The sequence below is a fragment of the Nocardiopsis sp. LDBS1602 genome (assembly GCF_035818715.1).
GTDB lineage: Bacteria > Actinomycetota > Actinomycetes > Streptosporangiales > Streptosporangiaceae > Nocardiopsis > Nocardiopsis alba.
The window spans coordinates 245,681-262,206 of the sequence record NZ_JAYLVW010000004.1 but is presented as its reverse complement, the minus strand read 5'-3'; the positions used below and the strand labels follow the sequence as shown (position 1 = coordinate 262,206).

General features: G+C 68.2%; 18 protein-coding genes. All 18 read right to left on the bottom strand.

The genetic code is table 11. The annotated features are described in order from the left end of the window. Nucleotides 1-22: 22 nt before the first annotated feature. The 18 genes from rpsN to U9J66_RS16275 all read right to left on the bottom strand — a co-directional run bounded on the left by rpsN (nt 23) and on the right by U9J66_RS16275 (nt 16,481). On the bottom strand, nt 23-328 hold the full coding sequence (rpsN, locus tag U9J66_RS16360; protein ID WP_017533729.1) for a 30S ribosomal protein S14: 306 nt from the start codon (nt 326-328) through the stop codon (nt 23-25). Then, the gene (gene rpmB, locus U9J66_RS16355) at nt 328-564 is read right to left on the bottom strand and encodes a 50S ribosomal protein L28 (RefSeq protein WP_014909195.1); all 237 of its coding nucleotides are present in this window, start codon (nt 562-564) and stop codon (nt 328-330) included. Before rpmB ends, rpsN begins: the two co-directional genes overlap by 1 nt. An 11-nt stretch (nt 565-575) precedes the next feature. Further along, nucleotides 576-836, bottom strand: a complete 261-nt coding sequence (rpsR, locus tag U9J66_RS16350; RefSeq protein WP_026124852.1) for a 30S ribosomal protein S18 — start codon at nt 834-836, stop codon at nt 576-578. Between the two features lie 2 nt (nt 837-838). Beyond that, nucleotides 839-1,942 carry a CobW family GTP-binding protein gene (locus U9J66_RS16345; protein ID WP_326338085.1) on the bottom strand — a complete coding sequence of 368 codons (1,104 nt, stop codon included), beginning with the start codon at nt 1,940-1,942 and terminating at the stop codon, nt 839-841. A 221-nt stretch (nt 1,943-2,163) separates the two neighbouring features. After that, on the bottom strand, nt 2,164-2,697 hold the full coding sequence (locus U9J66_RS16340; protein ID WP_326338084.1) for a hypothetical protein: 534 nt from the start codon (nt 2,695-2,697) through the stop codon (nt 2,164-2,166). Between the two features lie 101 nt (nt 2,698-2,798). Continuing rightward, complete coding sequence (locus U9J66_RS16335; protein ID WP_326338083.1) at nt 2,799-3,545, bottom strand: hypothetical protein; 747 nt, start codon at nt 3,543-3,545, stop codon at nt 2,799-2,801. Nucleotides 3,546-3,718: 173 nt separating this feature from the next. Continuing rightward, nucleotides 3,719-5,758, bottom strand: a complete 2,040-nt coding sequence (locus tag U9J66_RS16330) for a WD40 repeat domain-containing serine/threonine protein kinase (protein WP_326338082.1) — start codon at nt 5,756-5,758, stop codon at nt 3,719-3,721. Nucleotides 5,759-6,024: 266 nt separating this feature from the next. After that, the gene (locus U9J66_RS16325) at nt 6,025-7,200 is read right to left on the bottom strand and encodes an MFS transporter (protein WP_326338081.1); all 1,176 of its coding nucleotides are present in this window, start codon (nt 7,198-7,200) and stop codon (nt 6,025-6,027) included. Nucleotides 7,201-8,047: 847 nt separating this feature from the next. After that, on the bottom strand, nt 8,048-8,803 hold the full coding sequence (locus U9J66_RS16320; protein ID WP_161110402.1) for an SDR family NAD(P)-dependent oxidoreductase: 756 nt from the start codon (nt 8,801-8,803) through the stop codon (nt 8,048-8,050). 36 nt (nt 8,804-8,839) lie between these two features. Further along, nucleotides 8,840-10,204 (bottom strand): acetyl-CoA carboxylase biotin carboxylase subunit, encoded by a 1,365-nt coding sequence (locus U9J66_RS16315; RefSeq protein ID WP_161110401.1) that lies wholly within the window; start codon nt 10,202-10,204, stop codon nt 8,840-8,842. A 15-nt stretch (nt 10,205-10,219) separates the two neighbouring features. After that, the gene (locus tag U9J66_RS16310; RefSeq protein WP_202421438.1) at nt 10,220-10,690 is read right to left on the bottom strand and encodes a biotin/lipoyl-containing protein; all 471 of its coding nucleotides are present in this window, start codon (nt 10,688-10,690) and stop codon (nt 10,220-10,222) included. After that, nucleotides 10,687-12,363 carry an acetyl-CoA carboxylase carboxyl transferase subunit alpha gene (gene accA / locus U9J66_RS16305; protein ID WP_326338080.1) on the bottom strand — a complete coding sequence of 559 codons (1,677 nt, stop codon included), beginning with the start codon at nt 12,361-12,363 and terminating at the stop codon, nt 10,687-10,689. The genes U9J66_RS16310 and accA overlap by 4 nt, the downstream gene beginning before the upstream one ends. 93 nt (nt 12,364-12,456) lie before the next feature. Then, nucleotides 12,457-12,822 (bottom strand): TcmI family type II polyketide cyclase, encoded by a 366-nt coding sequence (locus U9J66_RS16300; RefSeq protein WP_161110399.1) that lies wholly within the window; start codon nt 12,820-12,822, stop codon nt 12,457-12,459. After that, complete coding sequence (locus U9J66_RS16295) at nt 12,819-13,292, bottom strand: SRPBCC family protein (protein ID WP_161110398.1); 474 nt, start codon at nt 13,290-13,292, stop codon at nt 12,819-12,821. Before U9J66_RS16295 ends, U9J66_RS16300 begins: the two co-directional genes overlap by 4 nt. Before the next feature lie 5 nt (nt 13,293-13,297). Next, nucleotides 13,298-13,546 (bottom strand): acyl carrier protein, encoded by a 249-nt coding sequence (locus U9J66_RS16290; RefSeq protein ID WP_161110397.1) that lies wholly within the window; start codon nt 13,544-13,546, stop codon nt 13,298-13,300. Further along, nucleotides 13,539-14,810, bottom strand: coding sequence for a beta-ketoacyl synthase N-terminal-like domain-containing protein (locus U9J66_RS16285; RefSeq protein ID WP_161110396.1), 1,272 nt, complete (start codon nt 14,808-14,810; stop codon nt 13,539-13,541). The genes U9J66_RS16290 and U9J66_RS16285 overlap by 8 nt, the downstream gene beginning before the upstream one ends. Nucleotides 14,811-14,817: 7 nt before the next feature. Then, nucleotides 14,818-16,092 (bottom strand): beta-ketoacyl-[acyl-carrier-protein] synthase family protein, encoded by a 1,275-nt coding sequence (locus U9J66_RS16280; RefSeq protein WP_326338079.1) that lies wholly within the window; start codon nt 16,090-16,092, stop codon nt 14,818-14,820. Further along, nucleotides 16,089-16,481, bottom strand: coding sequence for a cupin domain-containing protein (locus U9J66_RS16275; RefSeq protein ID WP_326338078.1), 393 nt, complete (start codon nt 16,479-16,481; stop codon nt 16,089-16,091). The genes U9J66_RS16280 and U9J66_RS16275 overlap by 4 nt, the downstream gene beginning before the upstream one ends. Nucleotides 16,482-16,526: the final 45 nt, after the last annotated feature.

Genomic DNA, 16,526 nt, shown 5'->3' with positions numbered 1-16,526 from the left:
CGAACGGCCGGCCCCGGCCCGGTCACCAGCTGGACTTGGTGATCCCGGGCAGCTCTCCCCGGTGGGCCATCTCCCGGAACCGGATGCGGGACAGGCCGAATTTCCTCAGATGTCCACGGGGCCTGCCGTCCACGGAGTCGCGGTTGCGCACCCGGGTGGCACTGGCGTCACGCGGTTGACGTCGCAGCTCGGCCAGGGCGGCCGCGCGTTCGTCCTCGCCGGTGCGCGGGTTCTTGATGAGGCGCTTGAGCTCGGCACGGCGTTCGGCGTAGCGGGCGACGACGGCCTTGCGCTGCTCGTTCCGGGCGATCTTGCTCTTCTTCGCCATCAGACCCTCTCTCCACGGGCGCGGATGTCGGCGACCACGCGTTCGATGCCCCGGGCGTCGATCACCTTCATGCCCTTGGCACTGACCCGGAGCCGGACGAAGCGTCGTTCGCTCGGCAGCCAGTAGCGTTTTCGCTGGACGTTGGGGTCGAAACGGCGTTTCGTGCGCCGGTGGGAGTGGGAGATCGCGTTGCCGAACGCGGGGGCCTTCCCGGTCACCTGACAGATACGGGACACGGTTCTTCCTTTCAGGTCGATCGGTTCTGTTTCACGGAGGAGGGGTAGGGCAGCAGGGCCATCTCGCGGGCGTTCGCGATCGCCGCGGCGAGCAGCCTCTGCTGACGGGCCGTGACCCGGGTGACGCGCCGGGCCCGGATCTTGCCCTTGTCCGACAGGAACCGGCGGAGCAGGGCGACGTCCTTGTAGTCGACGTGGTCGGCCTCGCCCAAGGGGTTGGCGAGGGCTCGCCGGCGGGCGGGTTTCGCGGCGCGGCGTTCATCGGCGGACATGATCACCTCTCGGAGAACTCGGCGAAGGGGTCGTTGTGGAAGTCCTGGTCCGCTTCCCCGTCGGTGACCAGGCAGGAGTCCAGCAGGGAGAGCAGGGCGTCGGTGTCCATACCGATCCCGGTGAAGGACAGGTGCTGGCGGCGATCGCCGACCACCGGATCCCAGTCCACGAGGGCACGGGAGCGTCGTGTGGGCGAGACCAGGTCCATGGCGGCCTCGGGGAGCGAGGCCATCCAGGGGCCTCCGTTCTCCACCATGAGCAGGTCACGGTAGGAGTCCCACACGAGGAGGGAGTCGGGCTGACCGGCCAGCCAGAACCTTCCTCGGCCGCGCAGGCTCATCGAGACGATCCGTTCCAGCGCGTCGGCGAACCGTTCGGGATGCATGGGTCGGCGCCTGGTCCAGGTCACCGATCCCACCCCGTGCTCCTCGGCGTGGTCCGTGTAGTGGGCCCAGGCCGGGTTGAGCCGGTCATGGGTGGAGGCCGGGTCGAAGCGCCGGTCGAGGAGGCTCCGCAGATCGGCCCCCGACCGGAGGAGCGTGGCCGCGGGGTTGAGCTGTCGGAGGAGGGAGCGTACGTGGTGTTCGTTCTCCGTACCGCGAAGTACGAGCGTGTTCGGGTACTCCAGTTGCCGATGGAGGACCTCGGCGACCGTGCGGGAGTCGTCCTGTGCGACGTCCAGTCCGCGGTCGGTCAGGTCGTCGTCACCACCGAGGTCCGAGGTCAGGCGGGCGGTGTCCACGACCGTGGCGACGGTGGTCAGGTGGAGCCTCTCCTGAACGGAGATCGCCTCGGCGATCGACCGGGGTTCCACTGCCTCCCAGGCCTCCACGACGCACAGGCCGTGTCGGCCGGTGTCCGCGGTGCTCAGGAGGAAGGGGACGAGGTCCTCGCGCAGGGTGCAGGAGGCACAGGCGTGGTCGAGGTCGACGGCCGCGATCTCGGTGGGGCCCGCGTGGTCGCGCACCACACGGTGCACGGCACCGTCACCGATGTCCCTCATGTCGTGGTGTACGGCGATGGACCCCGGCACGGCGGCCAGTAGTTCGTCCACGGCCCGGCGCCGCGCGGCCGCGTGCAGGCCGGCGGCCAGTGCGATGCGCATCGGATGCTCCTCTCGAGGTGTCTTTTCCAAGCGTGGAAATGAAAATCGTTTTCATACTCTACACAGCCTTGAGCGCACCCGGTAGACCCGGGGTGGAGAAGAGAGGACGACAGCGGCGGGAACGTCCTCGATCATCGAGGGCTAGGCCGCCGGCCGGGGCACGAAGCGGACATGAAAAGGCCCGCCACGGAGGGCGGGCCATCGGGGCGGGGCAGGGTTCGTCAGGGGTAGGAGGTGTCCTGGACACCCACCGGGGCGCCCATGGACTCCTGGAGCGATTCCAGGAGCTTCTCCAGGTCGCGTCCCTCGGGCTCTTCGAGGAACGCCGCCACGGCGGCGTAGACGTCCACCGTCGCCTCCGGACGATCGGTGTCGTACTCACCGATGAGGAAACGGCCGAAGGTGGATGACCCCGGATCCTCGTCGAGCACCCACGCACCGCCGACGTCGCTGAACATGTACTCGGCGCAGTACGTGGTCAGGAACAGGTCGAAGGGCTGGTAGCCGATCATCTCGTACAGGCTCAGGTCCTCCGATGAGCAGATCATGCTCATGTGCATGAGGCCGTGGCTCGGGTTCTCCAGGAGGGTCTCGGGCGGGTTCCAGCGAGAGAGTTCGCCCAGTCGGGTGACCACCTCGCGGCTGAAATCGCGCCAACCCGTGAGAAGTTCCCGGCGCTCGTCCCAGGCGCGGGCCGCCGCGTCCGAGGCCGAGGGGTCGGAGAGTGGTTCCTCCGGGTCGAAGGGGTAGGGCATCAGGTTCCTTGTTCTCGATGAGGGTGGGAACACACCGGGACCCGGGGGAGAGGACGGCGCGCGGAGCCCAGCCTAACGATCACCCCCGACGATCCGCGTCCTCACCCCGGACGCGGAACCCACCCCTGGGGACGGCCGTTCTCGGTGGGTTTGACCTCGGCCTCGAACCCGTCGATCAGCCCGGTCGCCCGTGCCACCGCCATGGACGCGGCCACGTCGAAGTCGTCCTTCGCGCGGTTCACGTATTGCGAGTCCTGACGCGCGGCGAAGTCCAGAGCCGTTTCCAGGGCCTCACGCCATTCCTCCTCGGACCCGGCGCCCCGCTCGGCGAGCTCCAGAACCCGGGTCAGGATGAGGACCCCCTCCTCCCACTCGTTCGTGGACTCACGCAGGTCGAGGAAGTTCAGAACCCTCTCGACCGTCCTCTCCGTGGTGGACAGATGGGTCAAGAGAAGGTTCAGACCGTCGTTGTCGATGATGTCGGGGTAGTCGATACGGTCCCAGACGGCCCCGTCCCACCAGTAGGCGAACCCCTGTTCACGGCCGCTCTCCAGCTCGGTGAACCAGGTCCAGGGCAACCAGTCGGGGCCGACATAGGGGTCGTAGCCCTCGATGTCGACGTGCTCGTCGCACTCGTGGTCGGCACCGACGAGCACCCCGCGACCGTCGTCGAGACGGGCGAGCCGCCACTCGTTCCCTCCCGCGTCGTCGTGGTGCACGACCGCGTCGGCGTAGACGTGCTGACTCGCGCCGCCACCCGCCTCCAGGGAGGCCAACGCGGCGGCGCGGGCCCAGAGGAGATCGAACGGGGGCAGGTCCTCGGGGCGACCGGGGGTGTGGAACTCCATGACGAGCCTTCCGGGTAGGGGTGAATGGAGAAGCTACACCGGGGCCACGACGGTCCGAGCGTGGTCCGTTCCGGGCGGAGGAGCACGGGGTGCTTCGCGTGATCGCTCGACGGGGCCACGGGGCCACGGGCCCGTCCGCCCTGGACACCGCTACATCGGTGCGTCTTCGTCGGTCAACCGATGTCCCACAGCAGTACGGTGCCGTCATCGCTCGCGGTGGCCAGGGTGGCGCCGTCGGGGGAGAAGGCCACCGACCACACGGCGTCGGTGTGCTCCCCCTCGAGGACCGTGACGGGTTCACCGGTCTCGGCGTCCCAAAGACGTGCGGTACCGCTGTCGTCACCGGTGGCGAGGAGCATGCCGTCGGGGCTGAACGCCACCGTGTTCACGGGGCCGTCGTGTCCGTCGAGGACGATGCGGGGTTCGCCGGTCCCGGCGTTCCAGATCCGTGCGGTGCCGTCCTCGCTCGCCGTGGCGGCGAAGGCCCCCTCGGGGGAGAAGGCCACCGACCACACGGAACCCTCGTGTCCGTCGAAGGTGGTGCGGGGTTCGCCGGTTTCGATGTCCCAGATCCGTGCGGTGCCGTCCTTGCTCGCGGTGGCGAGATCGAACCCACCGGGGCCGAAGACCACCGAGTTCACGGTGTCGGTGTGCCCGCCGAAGGTGTCGACGAACTCACCGGTCCGTCCGTCCCAGAGACGGGTGGTGCGGTCATCGCTGGCGGTGGCGACGGTGGAGCCGTCGGGACCGAACGCCACCGATCTCACGTAACCGGTGTGCCCGGGAAGGGGCGTGGGTTCTTCGGTCTCGACGTCCCAGAGCTGCGCCGTGCCGTCGCTGTGGACCGAGGCGACGGTGGCGTCGTCGGGAGAGAAGGCCACCGACCACACGTGACCGTCGAAGCTCTTGGGTGTGGCGACGAGATCGCCGGTCTCGACGTCCCAGAGCCGTGCGGTGCCGTCGCTGCCGGCGGTGGCGACGGTGTCGCCGTCCGAGTCGAACACCACCGTGTTCACGTGATCGTCGTGTTCACCGATCGGGACGGGGCCCTCGACCTCGGCCTCCTCCGCCTGCGCCGGGTCCTCGGCGCCACCGATATCGGCCCTCCACAACAGGAGGGCGGAGACGAGGGCGAGGGCGGTCACGGCCGCAGCGCCGATGTACAGGCCCTTCCTCGACCTCTTTCCGTTGGAGCCCGTACCCGCCGTGGACGGTGGTGTGCCGGTTCCCTCCAGGGACCCGGGGGACGAGATCTGTTCCCTGGTGTGATGCGGGAGGCCGCCCCGAGCGATCGTAGCGGCCGTCGACGGGGGAGGTGCCTGCCCGGAGCCGGTCGGGACCGAGAGCACGGAGGGGAACGCCGTGTTCTCCTCGGGTGCCGTGAAGTGGGGCGAGGCTCCGGGGGTGTGGAGGTCGTCCGCCTCGAAGCGGGTGAGGATCAGCTCCGGGGTCGGGCGCCGGCCGGGGTCGTGGTCCCAGCAATCCCGGATCAGGTCGCGGACGTCCGGGTCGATCTCGCCCGGGTCCGGAGGGGGACCGAGGAGACGGCGCAGGGTCTCGGCCATGGTCCCGCCGGTGAAGGGGCCGGTGCCGGTGGCGGCGAAGGCCAGCACGCTGCCCAGGGAGAAGACGTCCGAAGCCGGTCCCACCCGTGAGCTCTCGGTCTGTTCGGGCGACATGTAGGGCAGGGTGCCGAACACGGTGCCGTGGGTGGTCATACTGTCGGCGTCCATGGGCCGGGCGACGCCGAAGTCGATGATGCGGGGCCCGTCGGCGGCGAGGATGATGTTGGCCGGTTTGAGGTCGCGGTGGACCAGGCCGCACCGGTGGATCGCGTCCAGGCCCTCGGCGAGCCCGGTCGCCAGGATCCGGAGCGCCGGTGGATCCAAGGGACCGTGTTCGCGTACGGCCTGGACCAGGGTGAGCCCGGGGATGTGGGCGGTGGCGATCCAGGGCGGATCGGCTTCGTGATCGGCGTCCACGACCTGGGCGGTGTGGAAACCACCGACACGTCGCGCGGCCTCGGCCTCCCGGGCGAAGCGGGCACGGAAGCCGTCCTCGGAGGCGAGTTCGGGGCGGATGACCTTGATGACGAGCCCGCGGCCGGAGGCGGTGCGGGCGAGGTAGACCTGGCCCATGCCGCCGGAACCGAGGCGTGCGGTCAGCCGGTACCTGCCGACCTGCGGGGGGTCGGTGGGGAGCAGGGGGTCCACGGTGTCGGCCCTTTTCGTCGGAGTGGCGAGGGAGAGTCCGCCGGATCGTCGTCGTCCCGAAGGGAGAACGGGATCCGGCCCGCCGTCACCGGAGTGGATCCGGGGCAGGGCCGAAGGGTTCTCCGTTTCCGCCGTCCGTCGGCGGTTCGGAACCCTCAAGATAGGCGGTTTCGTCGGAAACATCCGCATCCGGACCGTGGGTCGACAGGGTGTCGAGTTCGGTGGAGCACACGTGGCCTCGGGACTCGGACCTTCGGGCCGGGAGGTCACCGACCGGTCCGCCCGGGGAGGCCCGCTCTCCTCTCGCGTGCCGCCACGCCTATCCCCAGAGCCGCCAGGACGATGACCAGGGTGAAGGTGACCGGCAAGGAGACGGCCTCGGCGGCGAGACCGATGAACGGCGGACCGGCCAGGTGGGCGATGTACCCGATGACGCTCACCTTCGCCGCCATGGAGGCCGCGCGGCCCGGATCGGAGCGGCCCGCACGCGAGATCGCCACGGGGAACAGCGGGCCGACCAGGAGACCGATGACGGCGACGGAGACGCTCATCGCGAGCGGAGTGTGGACGAGCATCCCGATCAGTACCGCCACGGGAAGGAGAAGGGCGGACGCCATGACGATCCGCTTCTCGGAGAAGCGCAGCAGCATCGCGTCTCCGCACGACCGTGAGACGAACATGGCGAGGCTGAAGACGGTCAGGGCCAGTGCCCCCTGAGCGGGTCCGGCGCCGAGATCACGCGTGATCAGCAGCGCCGACCAATCCGTCACCAGCCCCTCGACCAACAGGCAGGAGACGGCGAGTACGGCGACGAGGACCGGTAGACGACGCCCCCTCCGTTCGCTCTTCTCCATCTCGACGGAAGGGTGATGTGTCCTGGGGGCGAACCGCAGGAGGACCGGGGCGGACAGCAGGGTCATCAGGACCAGTACCGCGGCCGTGACCATGAAATGGGCGAAGACCGTTACGCCCATGTACGTGGCGATGGTCCCTCCTCCGACGCCGGTGAGCACCCCCAGGCTGTAACCGCCGTGCAGACCGGAGAGTACGGGCCGCTCCGAAACCGCCTGGAGCGAGATGCCGGCGGTGTTCATCGCCACGTCGAGCGCGCCACTGGCCGCCCCGAGTACGAAGAGCACCGCCGTCAGCCGGGCCAGGTCTCCGGTCAGCGGTATGAGCGGCAGGGCCGCGCTGAAGACGATCGCGGAGACCACACAGATAGGGGTGTCCCTGAGGCGTTGGAGCAGCTTCGCGGTCAGGATCAGCGCCGGAACGGAACCGCCCGCGATCCCCAGAAGCGCGATTCCGAGCTCGGCGTCGGTCAGTCCGAGGGAATCCTTCACCTCGGGGATCCGTGGCGCCCAGCTGGAGAGGATCGCGCCGTTGACGAAGAAGATCGTCCACAGGGCGAGGCGGGCGAGACCGAGCTCGCGGTAAGGCATGAGGCCCCTCGGGCCGCCCTACCGGTGGTGGTGTGCGTCGGCCCCGGACGGGACAGGAACGGCGCTTCGTCCGACCTCAGTATGAGGATCGCCCCCGGATCCCACAAGGGTTCCTGGTCCTCGGTGAGAGCGGTGCTCTAGCACATGCTGTAACGCGAAGGTCCTTGCCCCGTCCCCCGGGGGGGAGAGCCCATGTCCGGAAGCGGTGAAAAGGCCTGGCGGCGAGCGCCACGGAGGCGGGAGGAGCGCCCGTTCGATTTCGATGCCCCCAATAAGGGGTTTCGATTCGAGGCCGGATATGTTCACCGCGCCGATTCTTCCTCTTCATCGTTCGGTGGCGTCCCAAGGGGCGACACGACGACCGCGTGACACACTCGTCTGTCGGCGGTTCCACGTTCTCCGGAGTTCCCGAAGACCGAATGACGCCTCCCGATGCGTAGAGAGCCCAGGCGTCTGAGGACGGGGCCGATGGAAGGCCGCCCGCCATGTGCTCCGGGATCTTCCACCGTCGCTCGCTTTGAGGCACGCGCTCCTCGTGGCGATCCTGCTGACGGGGGTTCGGGTAGGTCGATCCGGGACCGCGTGTCGAGTTCGCTCACCCGGCCGGTGCCAGTCGTTTCCCGTCGCGATCAACGACGGGAGCGATCGCCTCGCGCCCGTCGAACGTCGGCGCGCCCGTCACACCGCCAACGGCACCCGGCCGGTTCTGGGGCGGGCTGATCGGCGCAGGCGGGGCCGTTGAACCGGTGCCGAATACCCTGTCCCGGGGATCTTCACCACGGTGGACGGTCGTCCATTCACGAGAAGCCCCCGGGCGGATCGAACGAACTCGGCTCAGATCCGAGGCTCAGCGTCCTCCGGACACGTTGAGGAGCTGACCTGTCACCGCGGTGTTGAGCGCGGAGCAGAGGTAGACCGTGGTGGCGGCGACGTCCTCCGGGGTCACCAGCCGACCGAGCGGAGTTCGGGCCTCCTCCATCTTCTTCAGGTGTTCGGGAAAGTTGGCCTTGTTCCGGTCGGTCATCGTCAAGCCGGGAACCACCGTGTTCACCAACACCCCGTGCGGACCCATCGACCATGACAGAGACTTGCACAAGCCGTGCAGCCCGGACTTGGCGGCGCTGTAGTACTCGGCTCCAGGAAGACCCTCCAAGGCGAGGTTGCTGGATATCAAGGCGACGCGGCCCTGTTCACTCTTACGCAGGGGTGGGGCGGCGGCCCTCATGAGCCGGATGGTCCCGGAGAGGTTGTCGGAGACGATCTGTTCCCACTCTCCGTCCGGCAGAGTCTCGAAACCGCCTGGCCCACGGCCCCACCAGCGGACGGCGTTGGCCACCACGACATCGACGCCTCCGGTCGTCTCGACCGCCGCGGACACCAGTTCGTCCGCAGAGCCCTCCTCGGCGAGCGAGTAAGGGTGCACCTGTGCCGTGCCGCCGACCTCCTCCACCTGCTCGGAGACCTTCGCGGCTCCGTCGCGGTTCCGGTGGTAGGCAACGACCACGTGCGCGCCTTCACGGCCGAAGGCCAGCGCCGTGCGCGCACCGATGCCGTTGGAGGCGCCGGTGACGATGACCGTACGCCTTGCGAGTCCGGATTCCATCACACTCCCGGGGGGGGGTAGGGCTTTTCCCACATACTACGCACGTCCATGGTCGCTCTCCGTGATCATGTCAACGAAAGCGACCGTGTGCTCGGCACGAGAGAAGGCCTCGTGACCCAGGAGACGACCAAGGTAGTCGGCCGTAGTGTGCAGTCCCGGACCCTCGGCGACCAACTCGGACAAGGCACGCCGCATCCTGCGCACACACGTTTCACGGTCCGGTCCCCAGGTACTCACTTTCGCTACCAGTGAGTCGTAGGAGGCGCTGATCCGCCAGCCTGGATAGGCGTGCGTATCGACCCGGACGAACGCTCCACCCGGCACCTCGAACCTGTCCAGGGTCCCCGCGGTGGGCAGGAATCCACGTTCGGGGTGCTCGGCGTTGACTCGGCATTCCATGGCCACACCGATGGGCCGCACGTCCTCCTGACGGAAACTCAAGGGCTCGCCGGACGCCACTCGGATCTGTTCCGCCACCAGATCGACCCCGGTGACCATCTCGGTGACCGGATGCTCCACCTGGAGTCGACAGTTGATCTCCATGAAGTAGTACCGGCCCTTAGGGTCCACCAGGAACTCCAGGGTGCCCGCCCCCTCGTATCCCACGGCTCTGGCACCGCGTACGGCGGCCTCGCGGATCTCCTCCAACAGCTCCGGCGGCAGATTGGGTGCTGGTGTCTCCTCCACCAGTTTCTGGTGGCGCCGCTGGACCGAACAGTCCCGCTCCCCGAGATGCACCACCGCATCGTGCCGGTCGGCGAGCACCTGCACCTCCACGTGTCTGGCCCCCTCGACCAGGCGCTCTACGTAGACGTCGTCGTTCCCGTAAAGCGCCTGGGCCTGGGCCCGGGTCGATCTCAGGGAGGCGTCGAGGTCCTCCGGCTCACGGACCACGGTGATACCCCGCCCGCCGCCGCCGGCGGCGGCCTTGAGCATCAGGGGGTAGCCGCTGAGACCTACCGCCTCCTTCACCTCCGTCGCTGTGGAGACGGGGCCGGGACTGCCAGGCAGAACGGGTAGACCCGCTTCCGCCATGAGGAGACGTGCGGCGGACTTGTCGGCGAGGCGGTACATGACCTCGGAGGAGGGGCCCACGAAAGCCAGCCCTACCGCGGCGCACGCGTCGGCGAAATCGGCGTCCTCGGAGAGGAAACCATATCCGGGGTGTACGGCCTCGGCACCGGTGGCCAGCGCGGCCTCCAGGATCGATGGGGCGTGGAGGTAGCTGCGTTTGGCCTCGGCCGGGCCGATGTGCACGGCCTGGTCGGCGAGGCGGACAGCGGTGGAGTCCCGGTCTTCCGTGGAATATACGACGACCGACTCGATACCCAGCTCGCGGCATGTCCGGACGATCCGTACGGCGATCTCTCCCCTGTTGGCGACCAGCAGTCTCTTGAACATCACGTTCCTCGTCCTTTAGACCGTCGAGTCGGGAGAGAGAGTGACCAACGGTTGGTCGTACTCCACAGGCTGCCCGTCCTGCGCATGCACCTCCACGATGGTGCCGGAAACTGTGGCCGCGACGTGGTTCATGAGCTTCATGGCCTCGACGATGGCAAGGGTGTCGCCCTTCTCCACGTGTTGTCCGTTCTTGATGAAGGGCTCGGCCCCCGGTTCCGGGGCACTGTAGAAGGTGCCCACCAGGGGAGAGCGCACGGTGTGCGTGTCGCTCCGGGGCTCCTCTTCCCCGTCGTTCCTCGTGCTCACCGGCCCCTCCACGCGGACAGGGGTCGCCTCCGAGGTCCGCGCCCAGTCGATCTCCAGCTCGACCCCGTCCATGGTGATCCGGACCCGGGTCAGGTCATGGCCGGCGAGTCCGAGTACTCGCCCCAGACCGACGCAGACATCCTCCATGCGCTTCGCCTGCTCCCTCGGTGAACCGGTCACAGCTCCCCCTTGTCGATGTGGTTGGCGAATTTCCTGAACCTTCGGCGTCGGATGGCGGTCAGGTTCTCCGGGTCGGTTTCGATCAGTTCTAGGAAGGCTTCGACGACGGCGCCTTCCAATGCCCGCGCCATCGCCGCGCCATCCTCCGCCGCACCGGCGGGTGGTTCCGGGACGACCGCGTCGACGACCTCTGACCCGAGCAGGTCGCGGGCACGGATACGCAGAGCTCGGGCGGCCAGTGGAGCCTCCTGAGGGCTCTTCCACAGGATCGCCGCGCACCCTTCGGGGCTGATGACCGAGTAGCAGCTGCCGGAGAGCGCCAAGACCCGATCGGCCACTCCCAAGGCGAGGGCTCCGCCACTGCCGCCCTCCCCTGTGATGACGCTGACGATCGGCACCGGCAGCGAGGACATCACCCGCAGGTTCTCGGCGATGGCGAAGGACTGGCCGTCCTCCTCCGCGGTGATCCCGGGATAGGCGCCCGGGGTGTCGATGAACGTCAAGACGGGGACTTTGAGCTTGGCGGCCAGTCGCATCAGACGAGTGGTCTTCCGGTAACCCTGTGGTGAGGCCATTCCGAAGTTGCGCTGTACCAGTTCGTCCGTCTCGTGCCCCTTCTGGTGGCCCAGGACAAGGACGGGCATGCCCTGAAGAAGCCCGAACCCGCCGATGATCGCCGAACAGTCGCCTGACACACGGTCCCCACGCAACTCTTCGAATCCCCGCACCAGTTCCGTCACGTAGTCGGCGGAGGTGGGTCGCCGCGGGTCACGGGCATCCCGGACCACTTGCCACGGGTCGACATCGGCCAGGTCGGAGGGCTTGTGCACGGTGAAAGGGGCCCCGGGCACCGGTTCAACGGGTTTGGGCGGCGTCGTTCGTGCCGCCCACACATCCAGCAGACGAGCGAGGGTGTGACGCAGGGCGCCGCGTGGGCGCACCATGTCGATGAACCCGTGGTCGGTGAGGAACTCCGCGGTCTGAAAGCCCTTGGGGAGTTCGGCGCCGATGGTCTGTCGGATCACCCGAGGGCCGGCGAACCCCATCCGGGCGCCCTGCTCGGCGATGAGTACATCGGGCAGGGCGGCGAAGGAGGCGGCGACGCCCCCGTAGGTGGGGTCGGTGATCAGCCCGAGCGAGAGGATCCCAGCAGCGTCGAGGTCGGCGAAGGCCCGTGCCGTCACCGCCATCTGCATGAGGGAGAGGATGCTCTCCTGCATGCGGGCGCCCCCGGAAGCGGTGACCACGAGCAGGGGCACCCGGTCGTGTAACGCGGTCTCGGCCGCCCCCGCGATCGCTTCGCCGACGGCGGTTCCCATGCTGCCACCGAGGAAAGCGAAGTCCATGACCGCTGCGATGAGAGGGTGCCCCATGATGGTGGCTCGTACGCACAGGATCGCCTCCCGAGCCCCGGTCGCATCGCGGGCCTTCGCCAGGCGGGCACTGTAGGGAGTCGTGTCCGAGAAGCCGAGCGGGTCCTCGGTGGTCTCCACCCAGGGCAGTGGCCGGGCGGACCCTTCGTCGAAGAGTGACGTGATCCGCTCGACCGCGCTCAGTGGAGCATGCCACCCGCACAGGGGGCACACCTTCTCGGTCCGGGCGAAGCGCTTGCCATAGACGGGTTGAGCACATCCCCCGCACGCGATCCACTCGGTCGTGGCCGCAGACGTCATGTGCCTCATCCTTCCTCTCTGCCTGCATCGGTCTTGTGTGGGAAAGGTGGACCCCTGTGGCCCGACCGGTGTTGGGGGAGGTACACCCGCTTTTCAGCCTTCCGTCTCCGGCCGCTCCCATCGGTAGAACTCCGTGGCCATGGCGTCCTGTGGTCCGCGCCATGTCTCTGGGAAGTAGGCGCTGACGTAGGCCTTCAGGTGCTCACTCAACCCGGTGAACTCGGGGTGGGAGCCGACCGCGGCGACGGCGGGGCCGAGGGGGCGGTCCCCCTCGATCAGGTGGAGGTAGACGTCACCGAATCGGAAGAGACTGCGTGAACGGACGCCCACGAGCCCGGGGAGTTCGCCGGCGTCGGACTCGGCGAACGCTCGTGCGATGTCCTCCTCCGATCCGGGCTTCAGACGTGCCACGATGAGGGTTCGGTACGGCCCCGTGTCGGGCTCGGAGGAGGTGCTCACCGGCTTCCCCCAACGGCTCTGGAGGCCGCCGCTGCCTCCACCTTGTCCTTGATGAGGCGCATCTGGACAGGGGAATTGCGGTTGATGTTGTCCGTCATCCACTGGTCGTCGACAGGCGCCTCGGGTTTCATGGTGAACTCCTGTCTCCAGGTCATGAGCACTCCTTCCGGCACCTCCTCGTAGGTCCAGAACAGGCGCATGTAATCGAACGGCCCGGTCTCCACCCGGTGGGCGCGGGCCTGGCCCGCGGTCCGGTCCATGGTCCGTTCGGAGACCCAGCTCCACACGCGTCCCTGATCGTCGGGGTGCATCGTGAGCCGGAAACGGATGGTGTCCCCCTCCTGGTGGAGGATCTCCGTGGAGGCGTATTCGCTGAAGAGCTCCGGCCAGGAGGCGACGTCGTTGGTCATCGTCCAGACCAGGTCGTAGGGGGCCTTGATGACGATGCTGTTCTCAGTACGTCCGGGCATGGCTTTCAGGCCTCCTTCGTGATGGTGCCGTTGACCAGATCGAGCAGATCCGTGGGGCCGGGACTACTGTCGGCCCCCTCCGCCAGCCTTCGGCCGGTGCGGTGTTCGATCTCGGTCACCATGCCCATGACCGCGAGGGAGTCCACTCCCAGCTCCTCGAAGGTGTGAGTGGCGGCGGTGACGGGGTCGGTGTCGACCCCGGCGCAGGTGGAGATGATCTCCACCATCTCTTCCATCTTGAGCGGCTCAGCCATGATGGTCCTCCTCGGCTCGTTCTCTCGGTATCTGTGGTCTGTGGTCTGTGTCGTGGTGCGGGGCCGGCAGGGTCAGGACGGCGGCCGAGTTGGTTCCGCCCAGACCGCGGGACAGGACCAGGGCGGTCTCGACGCGGGTTCGGCGGGCGACCCCCGCGACCAGGTCGAGACCGGAGACCGTGGTGTGGACGTTGGGTGTGGGCGGGATGATCTGGTGTTCGAGGGTCAGGACGGCGGCCGACACGTCCAGCGCGGAGGACCCGGCGTAGGCGCGGCCGAAACCGGTCTTGGGCGCGGTAACGGCCACACCGTCGGGGAAGAGCCCGCGCAGTAGTGCGACCTCATCCGCGTCGGCCTTGGGGACGCCCAAGGCGTCGGCGAAGACGACATCGACGCGGTCCGGGGAGATCTCGGCGCGTCGCAGCGCCTCCCGCGCGGCCCGCCGCAATCCCTCTCCTCCGGGGTCGAACCCCCCGACATCGCTGAAGGTGCTCGCCTGCCCGGCGACGACCGCGCGGGGCCGTGCTCCTCGTGCGGCTGCGGTCTCCTCGTCCTCCACCACAACGATGGCCGCTCCTTCGGCGGGGACGTAGCCCCTCGCCTGCTCCGTGAAGGGTACGTAGGCGGACGCCGGGTCGTCGGAGCCGCTGAGTAGTTCGGTTCCCACTTGGCAGGCCAGGGAGAAGGGGGAGCCGAGCGGGGCCTCACTGCCGCCGGCGAGCATGGCGGACGTGCCTCTCCGGAGCGCCTGCTCACTCTGCCCCAGAGCATCGAGCATGCCTGGTTCGTCGGTGACCAGGACGCCGCACATCCCCTTGAGGCCGCCACGGATCGACACCTGTCCGGTGCTGGCGGCGTAGAACCAGGCAATGGACTGGTACGGGCCGACGTGGTCGGGGCCTTTACTCCACAGCGCCGCGATCTCACGCTGCCCGAATTCCACGCCTCCCGCATAGGAACAGATGAGCGCGCCCACCGAGAAAGGGTCCCGGTCGATGGTGAGCCTGGCGTCCGTCATGGCCTCGTCGGCGGCGACGAGGGCGAATTGGGTGAAGGCATCGGTCTGGACGGCGTACTTGCCCTCCAAATGCTCCCGGGCCCGGAAGCCGGGTACCTTTCCGCCGAGGCGCACGGGGAAGCCATCGGTGTCGAAGTCGGGGATGGGACCGATCAGCGAACGCCCTTCTCGGATCGCCTCCCAGTATTCGGCTGTCGTGGTACCGGCGGGTGAGACCGTGCCCAACCCGGTGATCACCATGGACATGGTTTTCTCACTCCCCTCGGTCGAGGACGACCGCAGATTGGAAGCCACCGAACCCGCTGCCGATCGAGAGCACGACGTCGCTGGTCTTTTCGCGCGCGGTAACCGGAACGTAGTCCAGGTCGCATTCAGGGTCGGGTGTCCTGAGGTTGGCGGTGGGCGGTATCACCCCCGTGTCCATGGCGAACACGCAGGCGGCGAGTTCGATCGCGCCGATGGCGCCCAGGGAATGGCCGACCATGGATTTGATCGAGCTCATCGGGGTGCGATAGGCGTGTGCGCCGAGAGAGCGTTTGACAGCGTCGGTCTCGTGTCGGTCGTTCTGGACCGTCCCTGAGCCGTGGGCGTTGACGTAGTCCACCTCGTCCGCGGAGCGTCCCGCCTGTTTCAGGGCGGTCTCGATGGACCGAGCCAGCTCACGACCCTCCCTGCGCAGTCCGGTCATGTGGAAGGCGTTCCCGTGGTTGGCGAACCCGGCTACCCGGCATCGGGCACGGGCGCCCCGATTGCGTGCGTGCGAGGCCTCCTCCAGGACGAGCACGGCGGCGCCCTCACCCATGACGAAGCCGTTCCTGGACCGGTCGAAGGGTCGGGAGGCGCCGGCGGGGTCGTCGTTGCGGTCGGTCGTGGCCTTGATGGCATCGAAACAGGACATGGCGATGGGCGAGATCGGTGACTCCGCGGCTCCTGCGATCACCACGTCCGCCACGTCGTCTTCGATGAGCTGCGCGGCATAGCCGATCGCGTCCAACCCCGAGGTACATCCCGTGGATACGGTTCGTACCGGTCCCCGGGCTCCCACCAGGGCGGCGATCTCGCCGGAGAGCATGCTGGGGGTCAGGGCGTGATGCAGCCACGGTGACACCGCATCGGTGTCCACCACCCAGTCGGCCCCGTTCCGGCTGACTTTGACGTAATCGGCCTCCAAGCGGCTGGTCCCACCGACGGCCGTGCCCATGGAGACCCCTGTGCGCCAGACATCGAGGTCTTCGACGGACCAACCGCTGTCGGCGAGGGCTTCGTTCGTCGCGACAGCGGCGAACTGGACATAGCGGTCCATGCGGGCGACCTGCTCGGAATCCAGACCGTGGGCACCAGGATCGAAGTCGACCTCGGCGGCGATCCTGGAACGAAAGTCAGAAGCGTCGAACAGGGTGATCGCGCGCGTGGCGGTGCGCCCGGCGGTCAGCCCCTCCCAGAACTCCTGACCGCCGACTCCTCCAGGGGCGACGACGCCTACACCGGTGACCACGGCGTCGCGACCCCTTCGTGCCGAGGTGCTCATGAGTTTTCCTCGGTGTCGACGTGTCCCAGGTCGGGGCGGGGCGCGAGAGGGCACAGATGGAAGACGAAGGCGGCCTCGGTGTCCGAGATGTTGCGGACTCGGTGGCGCACCTCTCGGGGGATCATGAGGCCCTGGTTCTCCTGCACGTGGTGTTCCACGCCGTCCAGGTCGACGACCAGACTGCCCTGGGTCACGTAAAGGAACTCCTCGGAGTAGGGGTGATAGTGCTCGGTGATGCGGTCTCCGGGCAGAACACGCCCGGTGCCCATGAACCCGGTGGTCGCCTCGGTCGTCGCAGGGCTGAGGAGGGTACGGATCTCTCCTCCCCTTCGTCGGTTCACCGCGACGTCGTCCGCGTTGACCACGGGGAAGATGCGAGTGGAGGTCATGGTCGCTCCGTAGGGTGTCGTGTCGTCCGGCCCGGTCGGCCGGGT

What these genes read in the sequence shown, in the direction of transcription:
- U9J66_RS16335 (WP_326338083.1), bottom strand. Translation starts at nt 3,545, where the DNA reads ATGGAGTTCCACACCCCCGGTCGCCCCGAGGACCTGCCCCCGTTCGAT.
- U9J66_RS16325 (WP_326338081.1), bottom strand. Translation starts at nt 7,200, where the DNA reads ATGCCTTACCGCGAGCTCGGTCTCGCCCGCCTCGCCCTGTGGACGATC.
- U9J66_RS16320 (WP_161110402.1), bottom strand. Translation starts at nt 8,803, where the DNA reads ATGGAATCCGGACTCGCAAGGCGTACGGTCATCGTCACCGGCGCCTCC.
- U9J66_RS16290 (WP_161110397.1), bottom strand. Translation starts at nt 13,546, where the DNA reads ATGGCTGAGCCGCTCAAGATGGAAGAGATGGTGGAGATCATCTCCACC.
- accA (WP_326338080.1), bottom strand. Translation starts at nt 12,363, where the DNA reads ATGACGTCTGCGGCCACGACCGAGTGGATCGCGTGCGGGGGATGTGCT.
- U9J66_RS16280 (WP_326338079.1), bottom strand. Translation starts at nt 16,092, where the DNA reads ATGAGCACCTCGGCACGAAGGGGTCGCGACGCCGTGGTCACCGGTGTA.
- U9J66_RS16315 (WP_161110401.1), bottom strand. Translation starts at nt 10,204, where the DNA reads ATGTTCAAGAGACTGCTGGTCGCCAACAGGGGAGAGATCGCCGTACGG.
- U9J66_RS16295 (WP_161110398.1), bottom strand. Translation starts at nt 13,292, where the DNA reads ATGCCCGGACGTACTGAGAACAGCATCGTCATCAAGGCCCCCTACGAC.
- U9J66_RS16275 (WP_326338078.1), bottom strand. Translation starts at nt 16,481, where the DNA reads ATGACCTCCACTCGCATCTTCCCCGTGGTCAACGCGGACGACGTCGCG.
- rpsR (WP_026124852.1), bottom strand. Translation starts at nt 836, where the DNA reads ATGTCCGCCGATGAACGCCGCGCCGCGAAACCCGCCCGCCGGCGAGCC.
- U9J66_RS16340 (WP_326338084.1), bottom strand. Translation starts at nt 2,697, where the DNA reads ATGCCCTACCCCTTCGACCCGGAGGAACCACTCTCCGACCCCTCGGCC.
- U9J66_RS16345 (WP_326338085.1), bottom strand. Translation starts at nt 1,942, where the DNA reads ATGCGCATCGCACTGGCCGCCGGCCTGCACGCGGCCGCGCGGCGCCGG.
- U9J66_RS16285 (WP_161110396.1), bottom strand. Translation starts at nt 14,810, where the DNA reads ATGTCCATGGTGATCACCGGGTTGGGCACGGTCTCACCCGCCGGTACC.
- rpsN (WP_017533729.1), bottom strand. Translation starts at nt 328, where the DNA reads ATGGCGAAGAAGAGCAAGATCGCCCGGAACGAGCAGCGCAAGGCCGTC.